Annotated in this window: 17 protein-coding genes; 10 read left to right on the forward strand and 7 right to left on the reverse strand. The window is 68.2% G+C overall.

Going from position 1 to position 20,874, the window contains the following annotated elements:
* Positions 1-29: 29 nt before the first annotated feature.
* The 4 genes from AB0M47_RS28205 to AB0M47_RS28220 all read right to left on the reverse strand — a co-directional run bounded on the left by AB0M47_RS28205 (position 30) and on the right by AB0M47_RS28220 (position 3,477).
* Positions 30-1,004 (reverse strand): amino acid ABC transporter permease, encoded by a 975-nt coding sequence (locus tag AB0M47_RS28205; protein WP_363419332.1) that lies wholly within the window; start codon positions 1,002-1,004, stop codon positions 30-32.
* Complete coding sequence (locus tag AB0M47_RS28210; RefSeq protein ID WP_363419334.1) at positions 1,001-1,714, reverse strand: amino acid ABC transporter permease; 714 nt, start codon at positions 1,712-1,714, stop codon at positions 1,001-1,003. Before AB0M47_RS28210 ends, AB0M47_RS28205 begins: the two co-directional genes overlap by 4 nt.
* Before the next feature lie 62 nt (positions 1,715-1,776).
* Entirely contained in the window at positions 1,777-2,637 is an 861-nt protein-coding gene (locus tag AB0M47_RS28215) for a glutamate ABC transporter substrate-binding protein (protein ID WP_363419336.1), read from the reverse strand.
* A gap of 78 nt (positions 2,638-2,715) precedes the next feature.
* Positions 2,716-3,477: an amino acid ABC transporter ATP-binding protein gene (locus AB0M47_RS28220; protein WP_363419338.1), complete on the reverse strand. Its 762-nt coding sequence runs from the start codon at positions 3,475-3,477 to the stop codon at positions 2,716-2,718.
* 309 nt (positions 3,478-3,786) lie between these two features.
* On the opposite strand from AB0M47_RS28220, the gene AB0M47_RS28225 reads away from it, so the two are divergent.
* Both AB0M47_RS28225 and miaB read left to right on the forward strand, forming a co-directional pair.
* A complete protein-coding gene (locus AB0M47_RS28225) occupies positions 3,787-5,070 on the forward strand; it encodes a citrate synthase (protein WP_363419340.1) in 1,284 nt (427 codons plus the stop codon).
* 128 nt (positions 5,071-5,198) lie between these two features.
* Positions 5,199-6,704 (forward strand): tRNA (N6-isopentenyl adenosine(37)-C2)-methylthiotransferase MiaB, encoded by a 1,506-nt coding sequence (gene miaB, locus AB0M47_RS28230; RefSeq protein WP_363419342.1) that lies wholly within the window; start codon positions 5,199-5,201, stop codon positions 6,702-6,704.
* A gap of 68 nt (positions 6,705-6,772) precedes the next feature.
* On the opposite strand, the gene AB0M47_RS28235 is transcribed toward miaB, so the two are convergent.
* Positions 6,773-7,978, reverse strand: a complete 1,206-nt coding sequence (locus tag AB0M47_RS28235) for a DUF349 domain-containing protein (protein WP_253756734.1) — start codon at positions 7,976-7,978, stop codon at positions 6,773-6,775.
* 204 nt (positions 7,979-8,182) lie between these two features.
* On the opposite strand from AB0M47_RS28235, the gene miaA reads away from it, so the two are divergent.
* Together miaA and dapF are read left to right on the forward strand one after the other, a co-directional pair.
* Entirely contained in the window at positions 8,183-9,091 is a 909-nt protein-coding gene (miaA, locus tag AB0M47_RS28240; RefSeq protein ID WP_363419343.1) for a tRNA (adenosine(37)-N6)-dimethylallyltransferase MiaA, read from the forward strand.
* A complete protein-coding gene (dapF, locus tag AB0M47_RS28245; protein WP_363419345.1) occupies positions 9,088-9,885 on the forward strand; it encodes a diaminopimelate epimerase in 798 nt (265 codons plus the stop codon). The genes miaA and dapF overlap by 4 nt, the downstream gene beginning before the upstream one ends.
* On the opposite strand, the gene AB0M47_RS28250 is transcribed toward dapF, so the two are convergent.
* Complete coding sequence (locus AB0M47_RS28250) at positions 9,886-11,343, reverse strand: NAD-dependent malic enzyme (protein WP_363419347.1); 1,458 nt, start codon at positions 11,341-11,343, stop codon at positions 9,886-9,888.
* Positions 11,344-11,465: 122 nt separating this feature from the next.
* On the opposite strand from AB0M47_RS28250, the gene hflX reads away from it, so the two are divergent.
* Positions 11,466-12,899 carry a GTPase HflX gene (gene hflX, locus AB0M47_RS28255; RefSeq protein WP_363419349.1) on the forward strand — a complete coding sequence of 478 codons (1,434 nt, stop codon included), beginning with the start codon at positions 11,466-11,468 and terminating at the stop codon, positions 12,897-12,899.
* Between the two features lie 66 nt (positions 12,900-12,965).
* The gene (locus AB0M47_RS28260) at positions 12,966-14,354 is read left to right on the forward strand and encodes a hypothetical protein (RefSeq protein WP_363419351.1); all 1,389 of its coding nucleotides are present in this window, start codon (positions 12,966-12,968) and stop codon (positions 14,352-14,354) included.
* Positions 14,355-14,876: 522 nt separating this feature from the next.
* On the opposite strand, the gene lexA is transcribed toward AB0M47_RS28260, so the two are convergent.
* The gene (lexA, locus tag AB0M47_RS28265; RefSeq protein WP_308197828.1) at positions 14,877-15,551 is read right to left on the reverse strand and encodes a transcriptional repressor LexA; all 675 of its coding nucleotides are present in this window, start codon (positions 15,549-15,551) and stop codon (positions 14,877-14,879) included.
* A gap of 506 nt (positions 15,552-16,057) precedes the next feature.
* Here lexA and nrdR point away from each other — a divergent pair.
* The 4 genes from nrdR (at position 16,058) to AB0M47_RS28285 (ending at position 20,747) form a co-directional block, all read left to right on the forward strand.
* Positions 16,058-16,522 carry a transcriptional regulator NrdR gene (gene nrdR, locus AB0M47_RS28270; RefSeq protein WP_363419359.1) on the forward strand — a complete coding sequence of 155 codons (465 nt, stop codon included), beginning with the start codon at positions 16,058-16,060 and terminating at the stop codon, positions 16,520-16,522.
* An 84-nt stretch (positions 16,523-16,606) separates the two neighbouring features.
* Positions 16,607-19,408, forward strand: coding sequence for a vitamin B12-dependent ribonucleotide reductase (locus AB0M47_RS28275; protein ID WP_363419353.1), 2,802 nt, complete (start codon positions 16,607-16,609; stop codon positions 19,406-19,408).
* A 219-nt stretch (positions 19,409-19,627) separates the two neighbouring features.
* Positions 19,628-20,617 carry a DMT family transporter gene (locus AB0M47_RS28280; protein WP_363419355.1) on the forward strand — a complete coding sequence of 330 codons (990 nt, stop codon included), beginning with the start codon at positions 19,628-19,630 and terminating at the stop codon, positions 20,615-20,617.
* The gene (locus tag AB0M47_RS28285) at positions 20,514-20,747 is read left to right on the forward strand and encodes a DUF5522 domain-containing protein (RefSeq protein WP_363419357.1); all 234 of its coding nucleotides are present in this window, start codon (positions 20,514-20,516) and stop codon (positions 20,745-20,747) included. The genes AB0M47_RS28280 and AB0M47_RS28285 overlap by 104 nt, the downstream gene beginning before the upstream one ends.
* Positions 20,748-20,874 lie beyond the last annotated feature (127 nt).

A 20,874-nucleotide genomic window follows, 5' to 3' on the forward strand; every position in this document is an offset into this window, starting at 1 on the left:
TTCTTCCGAACGGGCGCCGTAACGGGAAATCAGGCGGACGCGCCCGCGCCCGCTCCGGCCGACGCGTCGGCCACGATCGCCACACTCGGCTTGTCGACCGGCTTGTAGCCCCGGCGAGACAACCGCCTCTGCAGGTACCCCGCGAGCTTCGACAGCGCGTAGTTCACCACGATGTACATGACACCGACGGAGAAGTACATCGGGATGCCGATCGCGAGGTTCTCGCCCCGGAACGCCTCCACCATCTGCTTGGTGACGCCGAGCGCCTCCTCGTAGGAGATGATGACGCCGCCGAGCGAGGTGTCCTTGAGGATCACGACGACCTGGCTGATCAGTGCCGGCAGCATGACCCGGAACGCCTGCGGGAACATGACGATCCACGAGGACTGCCAGGAGTTGAGGCCGACCGCGCGGGCCGCCTCGTCCTGCCCCTGCGGCAGACCGTCCATTCCGGACCGCAGGATCTCGCCGATGACCACGCTGTTGTAGATCGTGAGGCCGATGACCAGGAACCACATCCGGTCGTCGAAGTCGATGCCCCAGATCGGCAGCACCATGAAGACGAAGAACAGCGTCGTCACGACCGGCGTACCCCGGGCGATCTCGACCCAGCCCCGGGTGATTCCGCGGCCGGCCAGGACGCCGCCCCGCAGGACCGGAGCCAGCGTGAGGCCAGGGAACCGGCGGTCACGCAGTTCGCGCAGCTCCCGGCGTACCAGGGCGATCAACGACCCGAGCACGAGCGAGGCGACGATGGACAGCGCCGCGGCCTCAAGCGTGTTGAGCCAGCCGTCGCCCCAGCGCTCCCAGACGAGCGGGAAGTACTGGTTGTTCGGGTCGACGATCGGGCCCCACAACTTGCCGTCGAACTGGCCGGCGTCGTCCAGCGGGCGGTAGATCCAGAAGTAGACGGCGGCGGCGATCAGCGGCACCGCGACGATGCTCCCGATGATCGTCATCGCCTTGGTCCGCGGCCCGGGCGAGTCGTAGAGGACGCTGCTCATCGGCGGACCGCCTTCTTCTGCGAACGCTCGACGGCGTCCAGCGCCAGGCCGAGCGGAATCGTCATGGTGAGGTAGCCGACCACGACGCCCAGGAAGACCGGGATGGTGTCGTAGTACTGCTGGGAGACGAGTTCGTCGACGACGCCCATCAGGGTGGCGATGACGCCGAAGGCCGCTGCCAGTGCCGAGTTCTTGATCATCGCGATGATGACGCTGCCGAGCGGCACGACCGCGTACTTCCACGCCTGCGGCAGCACCACGTAGCTCAGGTTCTGCCCGAACGTCAGGCCCAGCGACCGGGCCGCCTCGGCCTGGCCGGTCGGGACGGCGCCGATGCCGGCGCGCAGCGCCTCGCAGATGAAGGCCGCGGTGTAGACCGTCAGCGCGATGGTGGCGAACCGGAAGTAGGGCAGGTCGGTGCCGAGCGGGGTGATCAGCTCCTTCAACCCCGGCACCTTCAGGAAGCCCGCGTCACTGCCGAGCAGCGGCAAGGCGAACGCGGTGAAGAACATGACCACGGTCAGCGGGATGTTGCGGAAGACCGTCACGTACGCGGTTCCGACACCGCGCAACGGGGGCAGCGGCGCGATGCGCAACACCGCGACGAGGCTGCCCAGGATCAGCGCGCCGATCGCGGCGAGCAGCGACATCTCCAGCGTGCCGAGATAGCCGTGCCAGAAGACGCCGAGCTTCTCGGAGAAGACCTCCACGGCGTGCCCCTTCTCTGCAAGGTGTGGCCCGGGCTAGGCAGCCCGGGCCACACGGGGTTGACTCAGTAACGCTGGATGGACAGCGCGTCCGGGATCTTGATGAGGTCCTTGAGCGAGGCGTCCCAGGCGGTCTTGTAACGGCCGTCCTTGAACGCCGCCTCGAGGACGTCGTTGATCCAGTCGCGGAAGACCTTGTCGTCCTTCTTCACGCCGATGCCGTAGGGCTCGCGTGTGAACGGCTGGCCGAGCACCTTGTACTTGTCCGGCTCCTTGCTGGCGTAGCCCGACAGGATCACGTTGTCCGTGGTCAGGGCGTCGACCTGCTTGTTCGCCAGGGCGTCCAGGCACTTCGAGTAGACGTCGAACAGCACCAGCTGGGTGTTCTTGTCCTTGAGGTACTGCTCGATGTTCTTGGCCGGGGTCGACCCGGTCACGGAGCAGACCTTCTTGTCGCCGGCCTGGAAGGACTCCGGGCCGGTGATCGAGGTGTCGTCCTTGCGGACGAGGATGTCCTGACCGGCGATGAAGTACGGGCCGGCGAAGGAGACCTTCTCCTTGCGGGTGTCGTTGATCGTGTACGTCGCCACGACCAGGTCCACCTTGTCCTGCACGATGTAGTCCTCGCGGACCTTCGACTGCGACTCGACCCACTCGATCTTGTCGGCGTCGATCCCCAGCTCCTTGGCCAGGATCTTGCCGACCTCGACGTCGAAGCCGGCCGGCTTGCCGTCCAGGCCCTTCAGGCCGAACAGCGGCTGGTCGAACTTCGTGCCGATCTTGATCTTGCCGGCCTTCGCCAGCTTCTCCATCGTCGAACCAGCTGCGAACTTGCTCGAAGTGTCATCATCGCTGCCGCCACAGGCGGCCGCGCCGAGCGCGAGCGCGGCGGTCAACGCCACCGCGGCGATGCGCGTCAAACGCATGGTGTCTCCTCCCTCAACACCGCAAACCGGCATCGGACCGGCAGCGGAGAACTCTGGTCGTCGCGCGACCCCGCACGGTCAGTGGGTCAGAACCTTGCCCAGGAAGTCCCGGGCGCGCTCCGTCTGCGGGTTGGCGAAGAACTCGGCCGGCGGCGCCTGCTCGACGATCTGGCCGTCGGCCATGAAGATGACCCGGTCGGCGGCGTGCCGGGCGAAGCCCATCTCGTGGGTGACCACGATCATCGTCATGCCCTCACGAGCCAGCGAGGTCATGACGTCCAGCACCTCGCCGACCATCTCCGGGTCGAGGGCGCTCGTCGGCTCGTCGAAGAGCATCGCCTTGGGGCGCATCGCCAGCGCGCGGGCGATGGCCGCCCGCTGCTGCTGACCGCCGGACAGCTGAGCCGGGTGCTTGCCGGCCTGGTCGGCGATGCCGACGCGGTCCAGCAGCTGCATCGCGTGCTCGCGTGCGGCGGCCTTGGCCTCCTTGCGCACCTTCACCGGCCCGAGCGTGACGTTGTCCAGGATCGTCTTGTGGGCGAACAGGTTGAAGGACTGGAAGACCATGCCGACGTCGCTGCGCAGACGCGCCAAGGGCTTGCCCTCGGCCGCGAGCGGCTTGCCGTCGAAGGTGATCGAGCCGGAGTCGATGGTCTCGAGGCGGTTGATCGCCCGGCACAGAGTCGACTTTCCGGAGCCTGAGGGGCCGATGACGACGACCACCTCACCGCGGTTCACCGAGAGGTTGACGTCCCGTAGGACGTGCAGCTTCCCGAACCACTTGTTGACACCGTCCAACTCGATCAGGGTCTGCGGCGCGGCCGGTGACGCAGTGGTCATGCAGATGTCCTCCGAGAGGTGACCGGCGAGGCGCATCCATGAGCCCGGCGCCGGCGTGAGGGGTTTTGATGCGTTGGCAGTCTAGAGCGACGTGAGTGACAGGAAGCAACCCGTTTGGTCACGGGGTCATAACACCCTGGTGACGACGGCCTGTCCATCCGGACTAGCGCGAGCCCCGCCGATCGCGTGACGTAGACAACACCGCTGGACCTCGCCGCACCTCGTGGCCAAGCCGTTACCGTAAACCTGAAGGGATTCACCAGAAACCTTAGAGATCCGTGACTATCACCAAGCGTGCGAGGGACCACCATGTCGGACGTAAAGCTTGAGCACCCGGGCGGGCAGATCCTCCTCCCGGTACACGAGGCGGTCGAGGGGCCGGCGGGCGCGGACGTCAGCAAGTTGCTCAGCCAGACCGGCTATGTGACCTACGACCCCGGATTCGTCAACACCGCCACGTGCTCCTCCAAGATCACCTACATCGACGGAGACGCCGGCATCCTGCGGTACCGCGGCTACCCGATCGAGCAGCTGGCCGAGAAGTCCTCCTTCCTGGAGGTCTCGTACCTGCTGATCTACGGCGAGCTGCCGACCGCGGCCCAGCTCACCGAGTTCACCGACAAGATCCGCCTGCACACGCTCCTGCACGAGGACCTGCGGCGCTTCTTCGACGGCTTCCCCCGCGACGCGCACCCGATGCCGGTGCTCTCCTCGGCGGTCACCGCGCTGTCGACCTTCTACCAGGACAGCCTCGACCCGTTCGACCAGGAGCACGTCGAGATCTCCACGATCCGCCTGCTCGCCAAGGTGCCGACGATCGCGTCCTACGCCTTCAAGAAGTCGATCGGACAGCCGCTGCTCTATCCGGACAATTCCCTCGGATACGTCGAGAACTTCCTGCGCATGACCTTCGGGGTGCCGGCGGCGGCGTACGACGTCGACCCGGTGCTCGCCCGGACCCTGGACATGCTGTTCATCCTGCACGCCGACCACGAGCAGAACTGCTCCACGTCGACAGTGCGCATCGCCGGCTCGGCCCAGGCCAACCTGTTCACCTCGATCTCGGCCGGCGTCAACGCGCTGTCCGGCCCGCTGCACGGCGGGGCCAACGAGGCGGTTCTGGAGATGCTCGGCGAGATCCAGGCCGACGGCGGTGACGTCGAGGCGTTCGTCCGCCGGGTCAAGAACAAGGAGGACGGCGTCAAGCTGATGGGCTTCGGCCACCGGGTCTACAAGAACTACGACCCGCGCGCCGCCATCGTCAAGAAGGCCGCCCGGGACGTCCTGGCCCGGCTGCACAAGCCGGATCCGCTGCTGGACATCGCCATGCGGCTGGAGGAGATCGCGCTCGCCGACGACTACTTCGTCTCGCGCAAGCTCTACCCGAACGTCGACTTCTACACGGGCCTGATCTACAAGGCGATGGGCTTCCCGCCCAAGATGTTCACGGTGCTGTTCGCGCTCGGCCGGATGCCCGGCTGGATCGCCCAGTGGCGCGAGATGATCAACGACCCGGAGACGAAGATCGGCCGCCCCCGCCAGCTCTACGTCGGCTACTCCAGCCGCGACTACGTTCCGGCCGAGGATCGCTGAAACCCATCATTTCGGACCCTCGCGGTGGTCCGGCCCGTCCCTCCCGCGACGCTGAAGGCTCCGTGCAAGGCCGACCCGGGCCATCCGGCCCGGGTCGGTACGCTGGGGGTGCGGTAGGGAGGATTACGGTGTCTCGGAGCTACAAGGTCGTCACGTACGGCTGCCAGATGAACATGCACGACTCGGAACGCATCTCCGGGTTGCTGGATGCGGCCGGCTACGTGCGAGCCGAGGACGATGACGCCGACGTCGTGGTCTTCAACACCTGCGCCGTCCGCGAGAACGCCGACAATCGGCTCTACGGGAACCTTGGTCATCTGCGGCCGCAGAAGGTGAAGAACCCCGGCATGCAGATCGCCGTCGGCGGCTGCCTGGCCCAGAAGGACCAGGGCGAGATCGTCAAGAAGGCGCCCTGGGTCGACGTCGTCTTCGGTACGCACAACATCGGCTCGCTGCCGGTGCTGCTGGAGCGGGCACGGCACAACGAGGAGGCCGAGGTCGAGATCCTCGAGTCCCTCGAAGTCTTCCCGTCGACGCTGCCGACCCGGCGTGAGTCCACCTACGCCGGTTGGGTCTCCATCTCGGTGGGCTGCAACAACACCTGCACCTTCTGCATCGTCCCGAGCCTGCGGGGCAAGGAGAAGGACCGCCGCCCCGGCGACGTGCTCGCCGAGGTGCAGGCGCTCGTCGACGAGGGCGTCCTCGAGGTGACCCTGCTCGGCCAGAACGTCAACACCTACGGCGTCGCGTTCGACGGCTCCGCCGGCGACCATCGGTTCAGCGGCGGTCGGCGCTCGGCCTTCGCCGAGCTGCTGCGGGCGACCGGCGGGATCGAGGGGCTGGAGCGGGTTCGCTTCACCAGCCCGCACCCGGCCGCGTTCACCGACGACGTCATCGCCGCCATGGCGGAGACCCCGAACGTCTGCCACCAGCTGCACATGCCGCTTCAGTCCGGGTCGGACCGCGTACTGAAGGCGATGAAGCGCAGCTACCGGTCGGAGCGCTACCTCGGCATCCTCGACCAGGTACGCGAGTCGATGCCGGACGCCGCGATCACGACCGACATCATCGTGGGCTTCCCCGGCGAGACCGAGGAGGACTTCCAGGCCACCCTGGACGTGGTGCGGCAGGCCCGATTCGCCTCCGCGTTCACCTTCCAGTACTCGATCCGGCCCGGCACCCCGGCCGCGACGATGCCGGACCAGTTGCCGAAGCAGGTCGTCCAGGAGCGCTACGAGCGCCTGATCGCGGTGGTCGAAGAGGTCACCTGGGACGAGAACAAGAAGCTGATCGGCAGCCGTCCCGAGGTGCTCGTGGCCGTGGGGGAGGGCCGTAAGGACGCCGCCACCGGTCGCATGTCCGGGCGGGCCCGCGACGGCCGCCTCGTCCACTTCGCCGTCACGCCGGCGGAGGCCGCGACCATCCGCCCCGGCGACGTCATCACCACCGAGATCACGTACGCCGCCCCGCACCACCTCAACGCGGACGGTGCGGTGCTCAGCCATCGGCGTACGCGCGCCGGCGACGCCTTCGAGGCCGGCCGGGTGGCCCGGACGCCGGGCGTGATGCTGGGTCTGCCGACGATCGGTGCGCCCCAGCAGGCTGCGCCGGCCGCCGACGCCTGCGCCTGCTGACAGCTAGCCAAGCCAGACAAGCGAACGGCCGCCCCCCATCAGGGAGGCGGCCGTTGCCGTGTCGGTGGTTACGCCTGCTCGGCGAGCGCGAGGAACGCCTTCTTGGAGTCCAGGGCGGCCTGGGCCTCCTTGATCCGCTTGGCGTCGCCGGCGGCCTGCGCCTTGGCCAGCTTCTGCTCGGCCTCGGCGACCTGCTTGCGCATCTGGTCGAGCATCGGGTTGGCCGACGGCTCGACCCGGCGCCAGGCCGAGTCCATCGCCGACCGCACCTTGTCCTCGACCGCGCGCAGCCGGCGCTCCAGCCCGGCGGCGGCCTCCCGGCTGACCCGGCCGGAGTCGTGCCACTGGCCCTGGATGTCCCGCAGCGCCGCCTGAGCGGCCTTCGGGTCGGCGTCCACGTCCAGCCCCTCCGCCTGCGACAGCAGCTCCTGGCGCTTGCCCAGGGCCACCTTCTGCTCGGCGTCGCGAGCCGAGAAGACCTCGCTGCGGCGGGTGAAGAACGCGTCCTGCGCGGCGCGGAACCTCTCCCAGAGCTTCTGCTCAGCTTCCTTCGCGGCGCGGGGAGCGGCCTTCCACTCGTTCATCAGCTCCTTGAGGCGGGCCGCCGTCGCGTTCCACTCGGTGGAGTCCGACAGCTTCTCGGCCTCGGCGACGAGCTCCTCCTTGCCGCCCTGCGCCTGCTTGCGCTGGGCGTCGAGGCTGGCGAAGTGGGCGCCGCGGCGGCGGGTGAAGCCGTCACGGGCGGCCGCGAACCGCTTCCACAGCTCGCCGTCGGTCTTCTTGTCGATCCCCCGGATCAACTTCCACTCGTCGAGGATCTCCTTGAGCCGGTCGCCGGCGGCCTTCCAGCCGGTCGCCTCGGCGGCCAGCTTCTCGGCCTCCTCGACGAGGGCGGTCTTGCGGGCCACCGCCTCGACCCGGGCGGCGTCACGGGCGGCCTTGGCCGCGCCGGCCTTCTCCTCGGCCGCGGTGGCCAGGCGCTCCAGACGAGCGGTGAGCGTGGGGATGTCGCCGACGACGTGTGCCTCTGGCATCCCGGCGAGCAGCTTGCGCACCGCCGTCAGAGTGTGCCCGGGGTCGGCCGAGCCGTTGCCCAGCCGGGTCTCCAGCAGCTCCACCTCGGTGAGCAGGTCGGCGTAGCGCCGGGCGAAGTGGGCCAGGCCCTCCTCCGGGGTGCCCGCCTGCCAGGATCCGACGACTCGTTCTCCCTCGCCGGTCCGCACGTAGACGGTGCCGTCCTCGTCGATCCGGCCGAAGGTCGTCCAGTCGCTCATTGTGCCCATCCTCAGTCTTCCCGGGCCGGTCCGGTCCTCCGGAGCCGCCCGCCAGCGCGCGTAAGAAGTTGCTCCCGCATTGTCACAGGTCTTACCCGGTGTGCGTCCACCGCCTGCGGCCGACCGTGACCATACGGTGTCCTTGATGATTCTGACAGCCTCTCACCCGCAAGTCGCGGGGCACGAAAAGGTTACGGTTGTCCGATGCGGGTGATCGCCATCGTGGGTCCGACAGCGGCCGGAAAGTCGGCTTTGTCGATCGCGCTCGCCCATGTCCTGGACGCCGAGGTGATCAACTGCGACTCCATGCAGTTCTACCGTGGCATGGACATCGGCACCGCGAAACTGTCTCCCGACGAGCGGGAAGGCGTACCGCATCATCTGCTGGACATCTGGCCGGTCACCGAGACGGCCAGCGTGGCCGTCTTCCAGGACCTCGCACGCGACGCGATAGCGCAGGTCGCCGCCCGTGGGCGTACCCCTATGCTCGTCGGCGGCACGGGCCTGTATCTGCGCGCGGTGCTGGAGGAGTTCGAGTTTCCCGGCACGGATCCGGACGTGCGCGCGCGGCTCGAGGCCGAACTGACTGCGACCGGCCCGCTGCCGCTGCATCGGCGGCTGGCCGACCGCGACCCCGCGGCCGCCGCGAAGATCCTGCCGAGCAACGGCCGGCGCATCGTCCGCGCGCTCGAGGTGATCGAGATCACCGGGCTTCCGTTCACCGCCGCGCTGCCCGCGCCGACTCCGCGCTACGACAGCCTGCAACTCGCGGTCGATCGCGACGACCTGCCCGAACGGATCGAACTACGGGTACGCAAAATGTGGCAGGACGGGCTCGTCGACGAGGTCCGGGGGCTGATCCCCCGAGGACTGCGCGACGGGAAGACGGCGTCCCGGGCGCTGGGCTACCAACAGGTTCTCGCCTACCTCGACGGCGACTGCACCGAGGAGGAGGCGTTCGCGGCGACCGTCACCGGCACCCGGCGCTTCGTCCGGCGGCAGCGCACGTGGTTCCGGCGCGACCCCGCGATCACCTGGCTCGACGGTGCGCGGGAGGATCTGGTGGAACAGGCGCTGCGAGTGGTCAGAGTGGTCAAGGGGGTGGCGTCGTGAGACTTCCGTACGCGAAGGGTCACGGGACCGGCAACGACTTCGTGATCCTCGACGCCGACGTCCCGCTCACCCCGGAACTGGTGGCGGCGTTGTGCGACCGGCACTTCGGCATCGGGGCGGACGGCGTACTGCGGGTGCTGCCGAACACGTCGCCGGGCGCCGCCTGGTTCATGGACTACTGGAACTCCGACGGCTCGCTGTCGGAGATGTGCGGCAACGGCGTACGCGTCTTCGCCCGGCACCTCGTGGAGAGCGGCCGGGTGGCCGAGGACGCCCCGATTCCGATCGCGACCCGGGCCGGACTGCGTACGGCACTGCCGGAGGGTCCGGGGTTCCGCGTCGACATGGGCGCGCCCGTCCTGCTGGGCACCTCGTGGGCGCAGATCGGCGACGCCAAGTTCAACGGCGTCGGCGTCTCGATGGGCAACCCGCACCTCGTCTGCCCGGTGCCGGCGGTCGAACCGCTCCACCTGTGGGAGTCGCCCGCGTTCGACACAGACTTCTATCCCGAAGGCGTCAACGTCGAGTTCTACACCGAACTGGAGCCCGATCACCTGCGGATGCGGGTGTACGAGCGCGGCAGTGGTGAAACCCTCTCCTGCGGCACCGGTACTTGCGCGGTCGCAGTCGCGTACCTGCACGCGGGCGGCCGCACGACGGGGACCGTGACCGTCGACGTGCCCGGCGGCCGGCTGGTCGTCACGGTCGACGACCAGACGTGCTGGCTGGCCGGGCCCGCCGTGATCCTCGCGCACGGCTTCGTCGACACCGATGCCCTGCGCTATTCCGCCTGACTAGGCGATGGGCTCCGGGGGAGCCGAGGCCGCCCGGCAGACCGCCGTCACCGCGGCGGCCACCGCCGGAGCGACCTTCGGGTCGAAGACGCTCGGCACGATGTAGCTGGCGTTGACCTTCTCCTCACCGACGACGTCGGCGATGGCCTGGGCCGCCGCGAGCGCCATGTCCTCGGTGTATTCGGAGGCCTGCGCGTCGAGCATGCCCCGGAAGATGCCGGGGAAGGCGAGCACGTTGTTGATCTGGTTCGGCTGGTCCGAACGGCCGGTCGCCACGACGGCGGCGTACTTGCGGGCCTCGCGCGGGTCGACCTCGGGATCGGGGTTGGCCAGGGCGAACACGATCGCCTTGTCGGCCATCTGCGCGATGTCCTCGCCGGTGAGCAGGTTCGGCGCGCTGACGCCGATGAAGACGTCGGCGCCCTTGATCGCACCGGGCAGGTCGCCGGAGTAGTTGGTCTTGTTGGTGTGCTCGACCAGCCACTGGTGCGTCGGGTTCAGCCCGTTCATGCCGCGGTGCAGCGCACCGGCCCGGTCGTACGCGATCACGTCCCCGACGCCCTGCTTCAGCAGCAGCTTCATGATGGCCGTCCCGGCCGCGCCCGCGCCGGACACGACGACGCGGACGTCCTCGATCTGCTTGCCGACCACCCGCAGCGCGTTCGTCAACGCCGCCAGTACGCAGATCGCCGTGCCGTGCTGATCGTCGTGGAAGACGGGGATGTCCAAGAGTTCCCGCAGCCGGGCCTCGATCTCGAAGCAGCGCGGTGCGGCGATGTCCTCCAGGTTGATCCCGCCGTACGCCGGCGCGATGGCGCGCACGATCTGGACGATCTCGTCGGTGTCCTGGGTGTCGAGCACGATCGGCCAGGCGTCCACATTGGCGAATCGCTTGAACAGGGCCGCCTTGCCCTCCATGACCGGCAGGGACGCGGCCGGGCCGATGTTGCCCAGGCCGAGGACGGCCGACCCGTCGCTGACCACGGCGACGGTGTTGCGCTTGATGGTCAGCCGCCGGGCGTCGGCCGGGTTCTCCGCGATCGCCATGCAGACGCGCGCCACCCCCGGCGTGTACGCCCGCGACAGCTCGTCCCGGTTGCGCAGGGTCACCTTGGGGCTGACCTCGATCTTGCCGCCGAGGTGGAGCAGGAAGGTCCGGTCGGAGACTTTGCGTACCTCGACTCCGTCCAGCGCGCCGAGGGCGTCGACCACCTGATCGGCGTGGGCCGTGTCGGCGGTGTCACACGTCAGGTCGGCCACTACGCGTACGTGGTCGGAGTCCACGACGTCCAGCGCCGTGACGATCGCCCCAGCTTCGCCGACGGCGGTGGTGAGACGGCCGATCGCCGACGAGTCCGCGGTCACCGCCACCCGGATGGTGATCGAGAATCCGGCACTCGGCAGGCGCATTGTCGACACTTTCGTCCCTTTCATCACACTCCGTCGTGGCTCAGCCATTCTCTCACCGCTGTCGCACCGACAGCGAACCGCGGCCGCCGCCTGTGACCTACGGACACGGACAAATGGGGGTGCGCGGGAGGGTCCCGGCGTGCCACGCTTGACGGTGAGGAGGACAAGTTTTGACGAACTATCATGCTGAACCGCTTGTCGAGACCGGTGACGCTGAGACGCTGGGCGATCTTGAACTCGCGGAGAGGCACGCACTGCGACGCGTCGCAGGTCTGTCCACCGAGCTCACCGATATCACCGAAGTTGAATACCGCCAGCTGCGGCTCGAACGAGTCGTGTTGGTCGGGGTCTGGACCGCCGGCACCGTTGTCGACGCCGAGAACTCCCTGACCGAGCTGGCCGCCCTCGCCGAGACCGCGGGTTCGCAGGTCCTCGAGGGCTTGATCCAGCGGCGTAGCCAGCCCGATTCGGCCACCTTCATCGGCCGCGGCAAGGTCGACGAGGTCCGGTCCGTGGTCGAGTCGACCGGGGCCGACACTGTCATCTGCGACGGCGAGCTCTCGCCGGGCCAGTTGCGCGCCCTGGAGCAGCAGATCAAGGTCAAGGTCATCGACCGGACCGCGCTCATCCTGGACATCTTCGCCCAGCACGCGAAGAGCAAGGAGGGCAAGGCCCAGGTCGAGCTGGCCCAGCTGCAGTACCTGCTGCCCCGGCTCCGTGGTTGGGGTGAGGCGCTGTCCCGGCAGACCGGTGGATCCGGTCGCGGCGGCGGCGCGGGTGGCGGCGTCGGCCTGCGTGGCCCCGGTGAGACCAAGCTGGAGACGGATCGCCGGCGGATCAACCACCGCATCGCCAAGCTGCGCCGGGAACTGGCGTCGATGCGTACCATCCGGGACACCAAGCGGGCGACCCGGCGGCGGAACGAAGTGCCGGCGGTCGCGATCGCCGGTTACACCAACGCGGGCAAGTCCAGCCTGCTCAACCGGATCACCGGGGCGGGCGTGCTGGTCGAGGACGCGCTGTTCGCGACCCTGGACACGACCACCCGGCGGGCTACCGCCGGGGACGGCCGGGTCTACACGCTGTCGGACACCGTCGGTTTCGTCCGGCACCTGCCGCACCACCTGGTCGAGGCGTTCCGCTCGACCCTGGAGGAGGTGGCCGACTCCGACCTCGTGGTGCACGTCGTCGACGGCGCGCATCCCGACCCCGACGAGCAGGTCCGCGCGGTGCGCGAGGTGCTCGCCGAGGTCGGCGCCGACAAGCTGCCGGAGTTGCTCGTCGTCAACAAGGTCGACGCGGCCGACGAGGAGATGCTGCTGCGGCTGAAGCGCGAATGGCCCGGCGCCTTGTTCGTCTCCGCCCAATCGGGCGCGGGGATCGCGGAACTCAAGGCCGCGATCGAGGCACGGCTGCCGCGTCCCGCGGTCGAGGTCGCCGTTCTGGTGCCCTACGACCGGGGCGATCTGGTCACTCGGCTCCATCTGCGTGGAGAGGTCCAGGAAACGGACCATCAGGAAGAAGGCACGTTCCTGCGGGTACGCGTCAACGCGGAGTTGGCCGCCGAACTGGCCCCGTATCTGGTGACGGAAAGTAAGAGCTAGAGCGCTGTCGGGTAACGACAGCACCGGATTCCCCACCGCCTCGGCTGAGCATGCGAGACTTGCCGGATGCGGCGTGTGACGTTCTCGGTCATGGCGGTGGGGGCCGCTCTACTCCTCGGGTCCCCAGCCTGGGCGGTCGACCCTTCCCCGTCGACTTCGGCAGCCACCACGGCGGCTCAGGGCAAGAAGATCTGCAAGCTCACCGATGCGAAAGTCGGTGAGCTTTCCGGCATCGTCGCGACCGAATCGGGCTTCCTCGCGGTCAACACCACCGACAACGTCGACAACGCCGCCGAGAGCCACCAGAAGATCTGGCAGCTGACCTCGGCCTGCAAGGTGACCGGCAAGGGGATCTCCTTCGGCGGCGGTGGCTCCAACTCGCCGAACGACATCGTGCGGGCCAAGGACGGCACGATGTGGATCGCCGACACCGGCAACGCTAAGGACCGCCAGAGCGTGGCGCTGTGGAAGCTGCCCGCCGCCCTGACGACGCCGCAGATCTTCCGGCTGACCTTCCCCGAGGGGGACAAGCACGAGGTCCAAGCGCTCCTCATCAACGGGGACGGCACGCCGATCCTCGTGACGCACGAGAACGACAAGACCGCGTTCCTCTACACGCCGACCACCGCGTTGTCCGCCACCGGAGCTGTGCCGCTGAAGCAGGCCGGCAAGATCGAGATCCTGACCACGGTCACGGAGAACATCCTCGGCGGCGCCGGCCGCAAGGGCTTCACCGGCGGCGCCGTGTCGCCCGACGGAACCCGGGTCGCACTGCGTACGCAGGCCGACGCCTACGAGTGGGACGTCACCGGCGGCGACGTGCTCGCCGCACTGAAGACCGAACCCCGCGTGACCGGCCTGCCCGCCCCAGCCGAGCAATACAGCGGCGCGATCACCTACTCCGCCGACGGTACGCAGCTCATCACCGCGCCGCGCCTGGACAAGGCGAGCGACAAGGAGAACACCGCACTCCTCAGCTACACCCCGACGACCAAGCGCTACGTCGCCCCGCCGACCGTCAAAGCGACCGAGGGCGACTCCTGGATCGTGAAGTGGGCCAAGGACCTCTCACTGGACCAGGTCTACATGCTGCTCGCCGGAGTGGGCTTCGCCGGCCTGATCCTCGTCGGCCTGGGCGTCTTCGGAATGATCAACGGCAAGAAGAAGCGTCAGAAGGCGGCCGCGGCGGCGAAGAAGAAAGCCAAGCGCGAACGAGAAGCACTCGACGAATTCGGCGACGCCGACTTCGCGCTGCCGACCGACAACGCCCAGACGACCGTGCTGGCCCCGGTACCCGGATACGACGACCGAGGTCGCGGCGGATATCCAGACCAAGGAGGCGGGGTGTACGGGGCGCCGCAAGGAAGGCCGCAGCCGGGATATGGACCCCCGCAGCCGCAGTACGGCAACCCGCCCCGTCCCAATCAGGATCCCTGGGATCCGAATCGTTATTAGTTCCTTCGCGTTCTCTGTCGGTGGTGGCGGATTGCGGTTGCTGAAACGGCCCCATTTCGTCCCTGGCCGCGTTGCTCGCCACCTCGTTGCCTCCAGGCAACGTCGGCGTCGTGCGCCTTGCCAGGAACAAAATGGCATCCGTTTCAGCGCTGCCGGCTAGTGGCGGCGTAACGACCTGACGGCCGGCGGAATGTCGGGTGCCTTGGCGCTTCTGTGCCCGACGTTTGCGCCAGAAGTCATTTCGGCAAGATCATGATGACGAAATCGGACACGAAGGCGCGCACCCATGGCGCCGACCCGAAGAACCGCGCCCACAGCAATACGCCGCACTAATGCGCGAAGGGTGCCCGCTTGCCATATCAAGGCTTGCGCAGCGGAAACGGATGCCATTTTGTTCCTGGCAAGGCGCACGACGCCGACGTTGCCTCGTGGCAACGAGGTGGCGAGCAACGCCGCCAAGGACGAAATGGCGCCGTTGACGCCGACGAAGAAGGCGCCGCTATAGAGCCGCTATAAACGCGCCTATACGCGGCGCATCACCGCAACGACCTTCCCCAAAATGGTCGCCTCATCGCCAGGAATCGGCTCATAGGCGGGGTTCCTGGGCATCAGAAGCACATGCCCGTTCCGCTTCCGATAGGTCTTCACCGTCGCCTCCCCCTCGATCATCGCGGCGACGATGTCGCCGGAGTCGGCGGTCGGCTGCTGGCGTACGGCGACCCAGTCTCCGTCGCAGATGGCCGCCTCGATCATCGAGTCGCCCTTGACCTGGAGCAGGAAGAGGGTTCCCTCGCCGACGAGTTCACGCGGGAGCGGAAAGACGTCCTCGACGGATTCTTCGGCGAGGATGGGGCCGCCGGCGGCGATGCGCCCGACGACCGGCACGTATGCCGGGGTGGGCCGCAGCATGCCGAGCAGTTCCGGGTCGGTGTCGGCCGGCGGCCGGACGTCGACGGCGCGCGGGCGGTGCGGGTCGCGGCGGAGGTAACCCTTCCGCTCCAGCTCCTTGAGCTGGTACGCGACGCTCGACGGGCTGACCAGGCCCACGGCGTCGCCGATCTCGCGGACGGTGGGCGGGTAGCCCTTCTGGTCCATCCAGGCGCGGATGGTGTCCAGGATGCGCCGCTGACGGGCGGTGAGCTCGGGACCGCCGGACAGGTCGAACGGCGTGGCGGAGAGCGAGGCCACGCTGCGCATCGCGGTCTTGGGCTTCTTCTCGGACGCCATCTGGCTGCCCTCCTGCTGAACTGACCCGGGGAAGCTGATCATTCGGCGAGGGTCCGACCACCGCTGGCGGCGTTGTGTCCGGATTCGCTGAGATGACCGTATCGTGTTTCGCCGACACCTTCAAACAGTTGTACGACGCGTGTCGGTCTCGACATCGTACGGTTGTTCTGGTACCGCTTTCAAGTCCTGCCTTTCGGGCAGGTTCATGGCGGGCAGTAACCGCGAGGCGGCGCGGCGTGTTGAGATTCGCGACACGTGTATCCGACGCCGTGTCGAACTTGCGCGACGACCCTCCGAGGAATAAGTTCAACCCCAACATCTTGTGGTGACCGAGGCGCTCGACATCTATAGATAGCGTCGAGTGACCGGCCACAGTGATCTGCGTCATCTCATCGGCGTCGGCCTTTCGAGGACGGCCCGTGATCAGCCATGTCCGCCGGACGTGGCACCCGGCCGGGTGGGAGGAGGGGGACCTGATGCGCTGCCCGTACTGTCGGCACGCCGATTCCCGGGTGGTGGATTCCCGGGAGGCCGAGGACGGTCAGATCATCCGGCGGCGGCGTCACTGCCCGGAATGCGGCAAACGGTTCACCACGGTCGAAGAGGCCGTTCTCGCCGTCGTGAAGCGGAGCGGGGTCACCGAGCCGTTCAGCCGCGGCAAGATCGTCGGCGGCGTACGCAAGGCCTGCCAGGGCCGGCCGGTGGACGAGGACAGGATCGCGCTGCTGGCGCAGCGGGTCGAGGAGACCATCCGGGCGCGTGGGGCGGCCGAAGTCCCCTCGCACGAGGTCGGCCTGGCCATCCTGCAGCCGCTCCGGGAGCTGGACGAGGTGGCGTACCTGCGATTCGCGAGCGTCTACCGCGACTTCGAGTCGCTGGAGGACTTCGAGCGCGAGATCGCCGCACTGCGTACGCGCAACGGCAGCACCGCAGCCGTCTGAACGCCCTGGTAGGGCGCGTTACATCACGAACTGAATTGTCACAGGCACGCGTTATACAGATGTGAAAGCTGGAGGGGGCTCACGATGGCGGGACGCACGCGAGCGGCGGCAGGCCTGAAGATCGACCGGGTCTGGACCACGGAAGGGGTCCACCCTTACGACGAGGTGGCGTGGGAGCGCCGCGACGTCGTCATGACCAACTGGCGGGACGGCTCGATCAACTTCGAGCAGCGGGGGGTCGAGTTCCCCGAGTTCTGGAGCGTCAACGCCACCAACATCGTGACCACGAAATACTTCCGCGGCGCGGTCGGCACCCCCGAGCGCGAGTGGAGCCTGCGCCAGCTGATCGACCGCGTCGTGCAGACCTATCGCAAGGCCGGCGACGAGTTCGGCTACTTCGCGTCCGACACCGACGCCGAGCTGTTCGAGCACGAGCTGACCTGGATGCTGCTGCACCAGGTGTTCAGCTTCAACTCACCGGTCTGGTTCAACGTCGGCACCCCCAGCCCGCAGCAGGTCAGCGCCTGCTTCATCCTCTCGGTCGACGACTCGGTCGACTCGATCATGGACTGGTACAAGGAGGAGGGGCTGATCTTCAAGGGCGGCTCCGGCTCGGGCATCAACCTGTCCCGCATCCGGGCCAGCCGGGAGCTGCTCTCCTCCGGCGGTACGGCCTCCGGCCCGGTCAGCTTCATGCGCGGCGCCGACGCGTCCGCCGGAACCATCAAGAGCGGCGGCGCCACCCGGCGCGCGGCGAAGATGGTCATCCTGGACGTCGACCACCCGGACGTCGAGGAGTTCATCGAGACCAAGGCGCGCGAAGAGGACAAGATCCGGGCCCTGCGCGACGCCGGCTTCGACATGGACCTCGGCGGCAAGGACATCATCAGCGTCCAGTACCAGAACGCCAACAACTCGGTCCGCGTCACCGACGAGTTCATGCACGCGGTCGAGGAGGGCAAGGGCTTCGACCTGATCGGGCGGCTCGACGGCCGGGTGATCGACACGATCGACGCCAAGTCGCTGTTCCGCAAGCTGGCGCAGGCCGCGTGGGAGTGCGCCGACCCCGGCATCCAGTACGACGGGACGATCAACGACTGGCACACCTGCTCCGAGACCGGCCGGATCACGGCCAGCAACCCGTGCTCGGAATACATGCACCTGGACGACACCTCGTGCAATCTGGCCTCGCTCAACCTGATGAAGTTCCTGAACGAGGACGGCTCCTTCGGCATCGAGAAGTTCGTCAAGTCGGTCGAGTTCGTCATCACCGCGATGGACATCTCGATCTGTTTCGCCGACTTCCCGACGAAGAAGATCACCGAGAACACCCGGGCCTACCGGCAGCTCGGCATCGGCTACGCCAACCTCGGCGCCCTGCTGATGGCCAGCGGCCTGCCCTACGACTCGGAGGGCGGCCGGGCGGTCGCCGCCGCGATCACCGCCCTGATGACCGGGACGGCGTACCGGCGGTCGGCCGAGCTGGCCGGCGTCGTCGGCCCCTACGACGGCTACGCCCGCAACGCCACGCCGCACCAGCGCGTGATGCGTAAGCACGCGGCCGCGGCCGACGAGATCAAGCCGATCGGTGACGTCGCCAAGGCGATCACCAAGGAAGCGGCCAAGCAGTGGCAGCTCGGCAACAAGATCGGTGAGAAGCAGGGCTGGCGCAACTCGCAGGCCAGCGTCCTGGCGCCGACCGGCACCATCGGCTTCATGATGGACTGCGACACCACCGGCGTCGAGCCGGACCTGGCTCTGGTCAAGTTCAAGAAGCTGGTCGGCGGCGGCTCGATGCAGATCGTCAACCAGACCGTGCCGCGCGCGCTGCGCGCCCTGGGCTACCAGGAGGAGCAGGTCGAGGCGATCGTCGAGTACATCGCCCAGCACGGCCACGTCGTGGACGCCCCCGGCCTGAAGTCCGAGCATCTGTCGGTCTTCGACTGCGCCATGGGCGAGCGGGCCATCTCCCCGATGGGCCACGTGCTGATGATGGCCTCGATCCAGCCGTTCATCTCGGGCGCGATCAGCAAGACCGTCAACATGCCGGAGTCGGCGACGGTCGAGGACGTCGAGCGGATGTACTTCGACGGCTGGCGGCTGGGCCTGAAGGCGCTGGCCATCTACCGCGACAACTGCAAGGTCGGCCAGCCGCTGTCGGTCGGCGGCAAGAAGGCCAAGGCGGAGGAGAAGGCCACCGAGGTCGCCCCGGTCGCGGCGGCCGAGGTCGAGAAGGTCGTCGAGTACCGGCCGGTCCGCAAGCGGCTGCCGAAGAAGCGCCCGTCGCAGACGGTCTCCTTCACGGTCGGCGACGCCGAGGGCTACCTGACCGCCTCGTCCTACCCGGACGACGGCCTCGGCGAGGTCTTCCTGAAGATGTCCAAGCAGGGCTCGACCCTGGCGGGCGTGATGGACGCCTTCTCCGTCGCGATCTCGATCGGCCTGCAGTACGGCGTGCCGCTGGAGACCTACGTCGGCAAGTTCACCAACATGCGGTTCGAGCCGGCGGGCATGACCGACGACCCGGACATCCGGATCGCCAACTCGGTGATGGACTACATCTTCCGCCGCCTGGCGCTGGACTTCCTGTCCTACGACCGGCGGGCCGAGCTGGGCATCTTCACCGCCGCCGAGCGGACCGCGCAGCTGCGCGCCGAGGAGGAGGGCACGGAGTACGTCCCGCCGGCCGCCCCGGAGAAGCCGGTCCTGCAGATCTCCCAGGCGCCGTCGCCGGCCAAGGCCGTCGGCTCGTCCACCGAGCTGCTGGAAGCGGTGCTGGGCAAGGCCGCCGACGCGCCGCTCTGCTTCACCTGCGGCACGAAGATGCGTCCGGCCGGTAGCTGCTACGTCTGCGAAGGCTGCGGCTCCACCAGCGGCTGCAGCTGATCATCCGCTGATCGTCCCGAGGTACGAGAGGGGAGCCACCGGCTCCCCTCTCGCCGTATATGGTGACCGCCATGGGACGCACCATCATTTCGCCACCGGTCGTCTGACCGCGGTCGGCGCCCATCTCCACCTGTTCCGGGCTGTGTGAAGCCCGGACGATGAGTCGTCGTCCGCAGAAGCCAGTCATGGTTCGGACGACTCTCAGTGGAGAAATCGATAATGAAGTCTGGCGTCTTTTTCGTCGCGGCCGCCGCCGTCGCCTGGGGCATGGGCGGCGTGGTCGCGTCGGTCCTCTACCGGATCAGCGGCATGGGGCCGTTGGCGGTGTCGTTCTGGCGGGCCGGGTTCGGCGTACTCGTGCTCGTGCTGGTGCAACTGGTCCGGCGTCGGCCGGTCGGACCGCGGGCACTCTTCCCGCGCGGCTGGGTCATGATCGTGATCGGGCTCGGCCTGGCCGTCTACCAGTCCGCGTACTACCTGTCGATCGCCGAGGCCGGGGTCGCCGTCGGCACCGTGGCCACGCTCGGCGCGTGCCCGATCCTGGTCGCGATCGGTGCGCGGCTCTTTCTCGGTGAGCCGCTCACCGGCCGTGCGGTCCTCGCCGTCGGGGTCGCGATCGCGGGTCTCGTCATGATCGTGGGCGGCCCCGGCGAGGTCGGCCCACACCCGGTGCTCGGCGTCTTCTGGGCCCTCGCCTCCGCTGCCGGCTACGCGGTGGTCACGCTGCTCACCCGGCGGTACGCCGACCGCATCGGATCGGATGACGTAGGCAAGACGCTTGCCTCGTTCGTGGTGGCGACGCTGTGCCTCCTGCCGGTGGCCGCAGCGGAAGGGCTGCTGCCCGCGTCGAACGCGACCGTCGCGTTCGGGTGGCTGGTCTTTCTCGGCATCGTGCCCACTGCGATGGCGTACACGTTGTTCTTCAATGGTTTGAAGACCGTGCCCGCGACCACTGCGGCGATGCTGGTGCTGATCGAGCCGGTCAGCGCGCTGGCGGTGGCGGTGGCGGTGCTGGGGGAGCGGCTCGGCCTGCCGGCTGTCGCCGGTACCGTGATGCTGCTGGCCGCGGTCGCGGCCATGAGCGTTCCGGTGCGGAGGGGGAGCCGTGCAGCAGTTGCCGCTGGCGCCGCGGGCCCTGACCGAGCCGCACCCGAGCCGGCTGTCGCCGGAGCACCCGAGGCGAGCGGAGATCCTGCGTCGGCACGCTGACGCGATGGCGAGCGGACAGGCCGGCTATCTCGATCCCGAGACCGGCCTGTTCGTCCTCACCGCGAAGTTCTTCGCGGATCGCGGCATGTGCTGCGGGCGCGGCTGCCGCCACTGCCCCTACCTCCAATAGCGGCAGATCAGGGATATGCAGCCTTGTGGTGCCCTTGGGCTCAAGGGGTGGTCGCAACACTGCCTTCGTGGAGCTTACGGGCGAGGGTTTCGGCGGGGGTGTAGAAGCCGAGGGCTTTGCGGGGCCG

The organism is Hamadaea sp. NPDC051192, assembly GCF_040682475.1.
Classification (GTDB): Bacteria; Actinomycetota; Actinomycetes; order Mycobacteriales; family Micromonosporaceae; genus Hamadaea; species Hamadaea flava.

Excerpts from the sequence above, each read along its gene's own strand:
- lexA (WP_308197828.1), bottom strand. The coding sequence starts at position 15,551 with ATGCGCAGCGTGGCCTCGCTCTCCGCCACGCCGTTCGACCTGTCCGGC.
- nrdR (WP_363419359.1), top strand. The coding sequence starts at position 16,058 with ATGCGCTGCCCGTACTGTCGGCACGCCGATTCCCGGGTGGTGGATTCC.
- AB0M47_RS28250 (WP_363419347.1), bottom strand. The coding sequence starts at position 11,343 with ATGGCTGAGCCACGACGGAGTGTGATGAAAGGGACGAAAGTGTCGACA.
- AB0M47_RS28225 (WP_363419340.1), top strand. The coding sequence starts at position 3,787 with ATGTCGGACGTAAAGCTTGAGCACCCGGGCGGGCAGATCCTCCTCCCG.
- AB0M47_RS28215 (WP_363419336.1), bottom strand. The coding sequence starts at position 2,637 with ATGCGTTTGACGCGCATCGCCGCGGTGGCGTTGACCGCCGCGCTCGCG.
- AB0M47_RS28260 (WP_363419351.1), top strand. The coding sequence starts at position 12,966 with ATGCGGCGTGTGACGTTCTCGGTCATGGCGGTGGGGGCCGCTCTACTC.
- miaA (WP_363419343.1), top strand. The coding sequence starts at position 8,183 with ATGCGGGTGATCGCCATCGTGGGTCCGACAGCGGCCGGAAAGTCGGCT.
- AB0M47_RS28220 (WP_363419338.1), bottom strand. The coding sequence starts at position 3,477 with ATGACCACTGCGTCACCGGCCGCGCCGCAGACCCTGATCGAGTTGGAC.
- AB0M47_RS28280 (WP_363419355.1), top strand. The coding sequence starts at position 19,628 with ATGAAGTCTGGCGTCTTTTTCGTCGCGGCCGCCGCCGTCGCCTGGGGC.
- AB0M47_RS28275 (WP_363419353.1), top strand. The coding sequence starts at position 16,607 with ATGGCGGGACGCACGCGAGCGGCGGCAGGCCTGAAGATCGACCGGGTC.
- AB0M47_RS28205 (WP_363419332.1), bottom strand. The coding sequence starts at position 1,004 with ATGAGCAGCGTCCTCTACGACTCGCCCGGGCCGCGGACCAAGGCGATG.
- AB0M47_RS28235 (WP_253756734.1), bottom strand. The coding sequence starts at position 7,978 with ATGAGCGACTGGACGACCTTCGGCCGGATCGACGAGGACGGCACCGTC.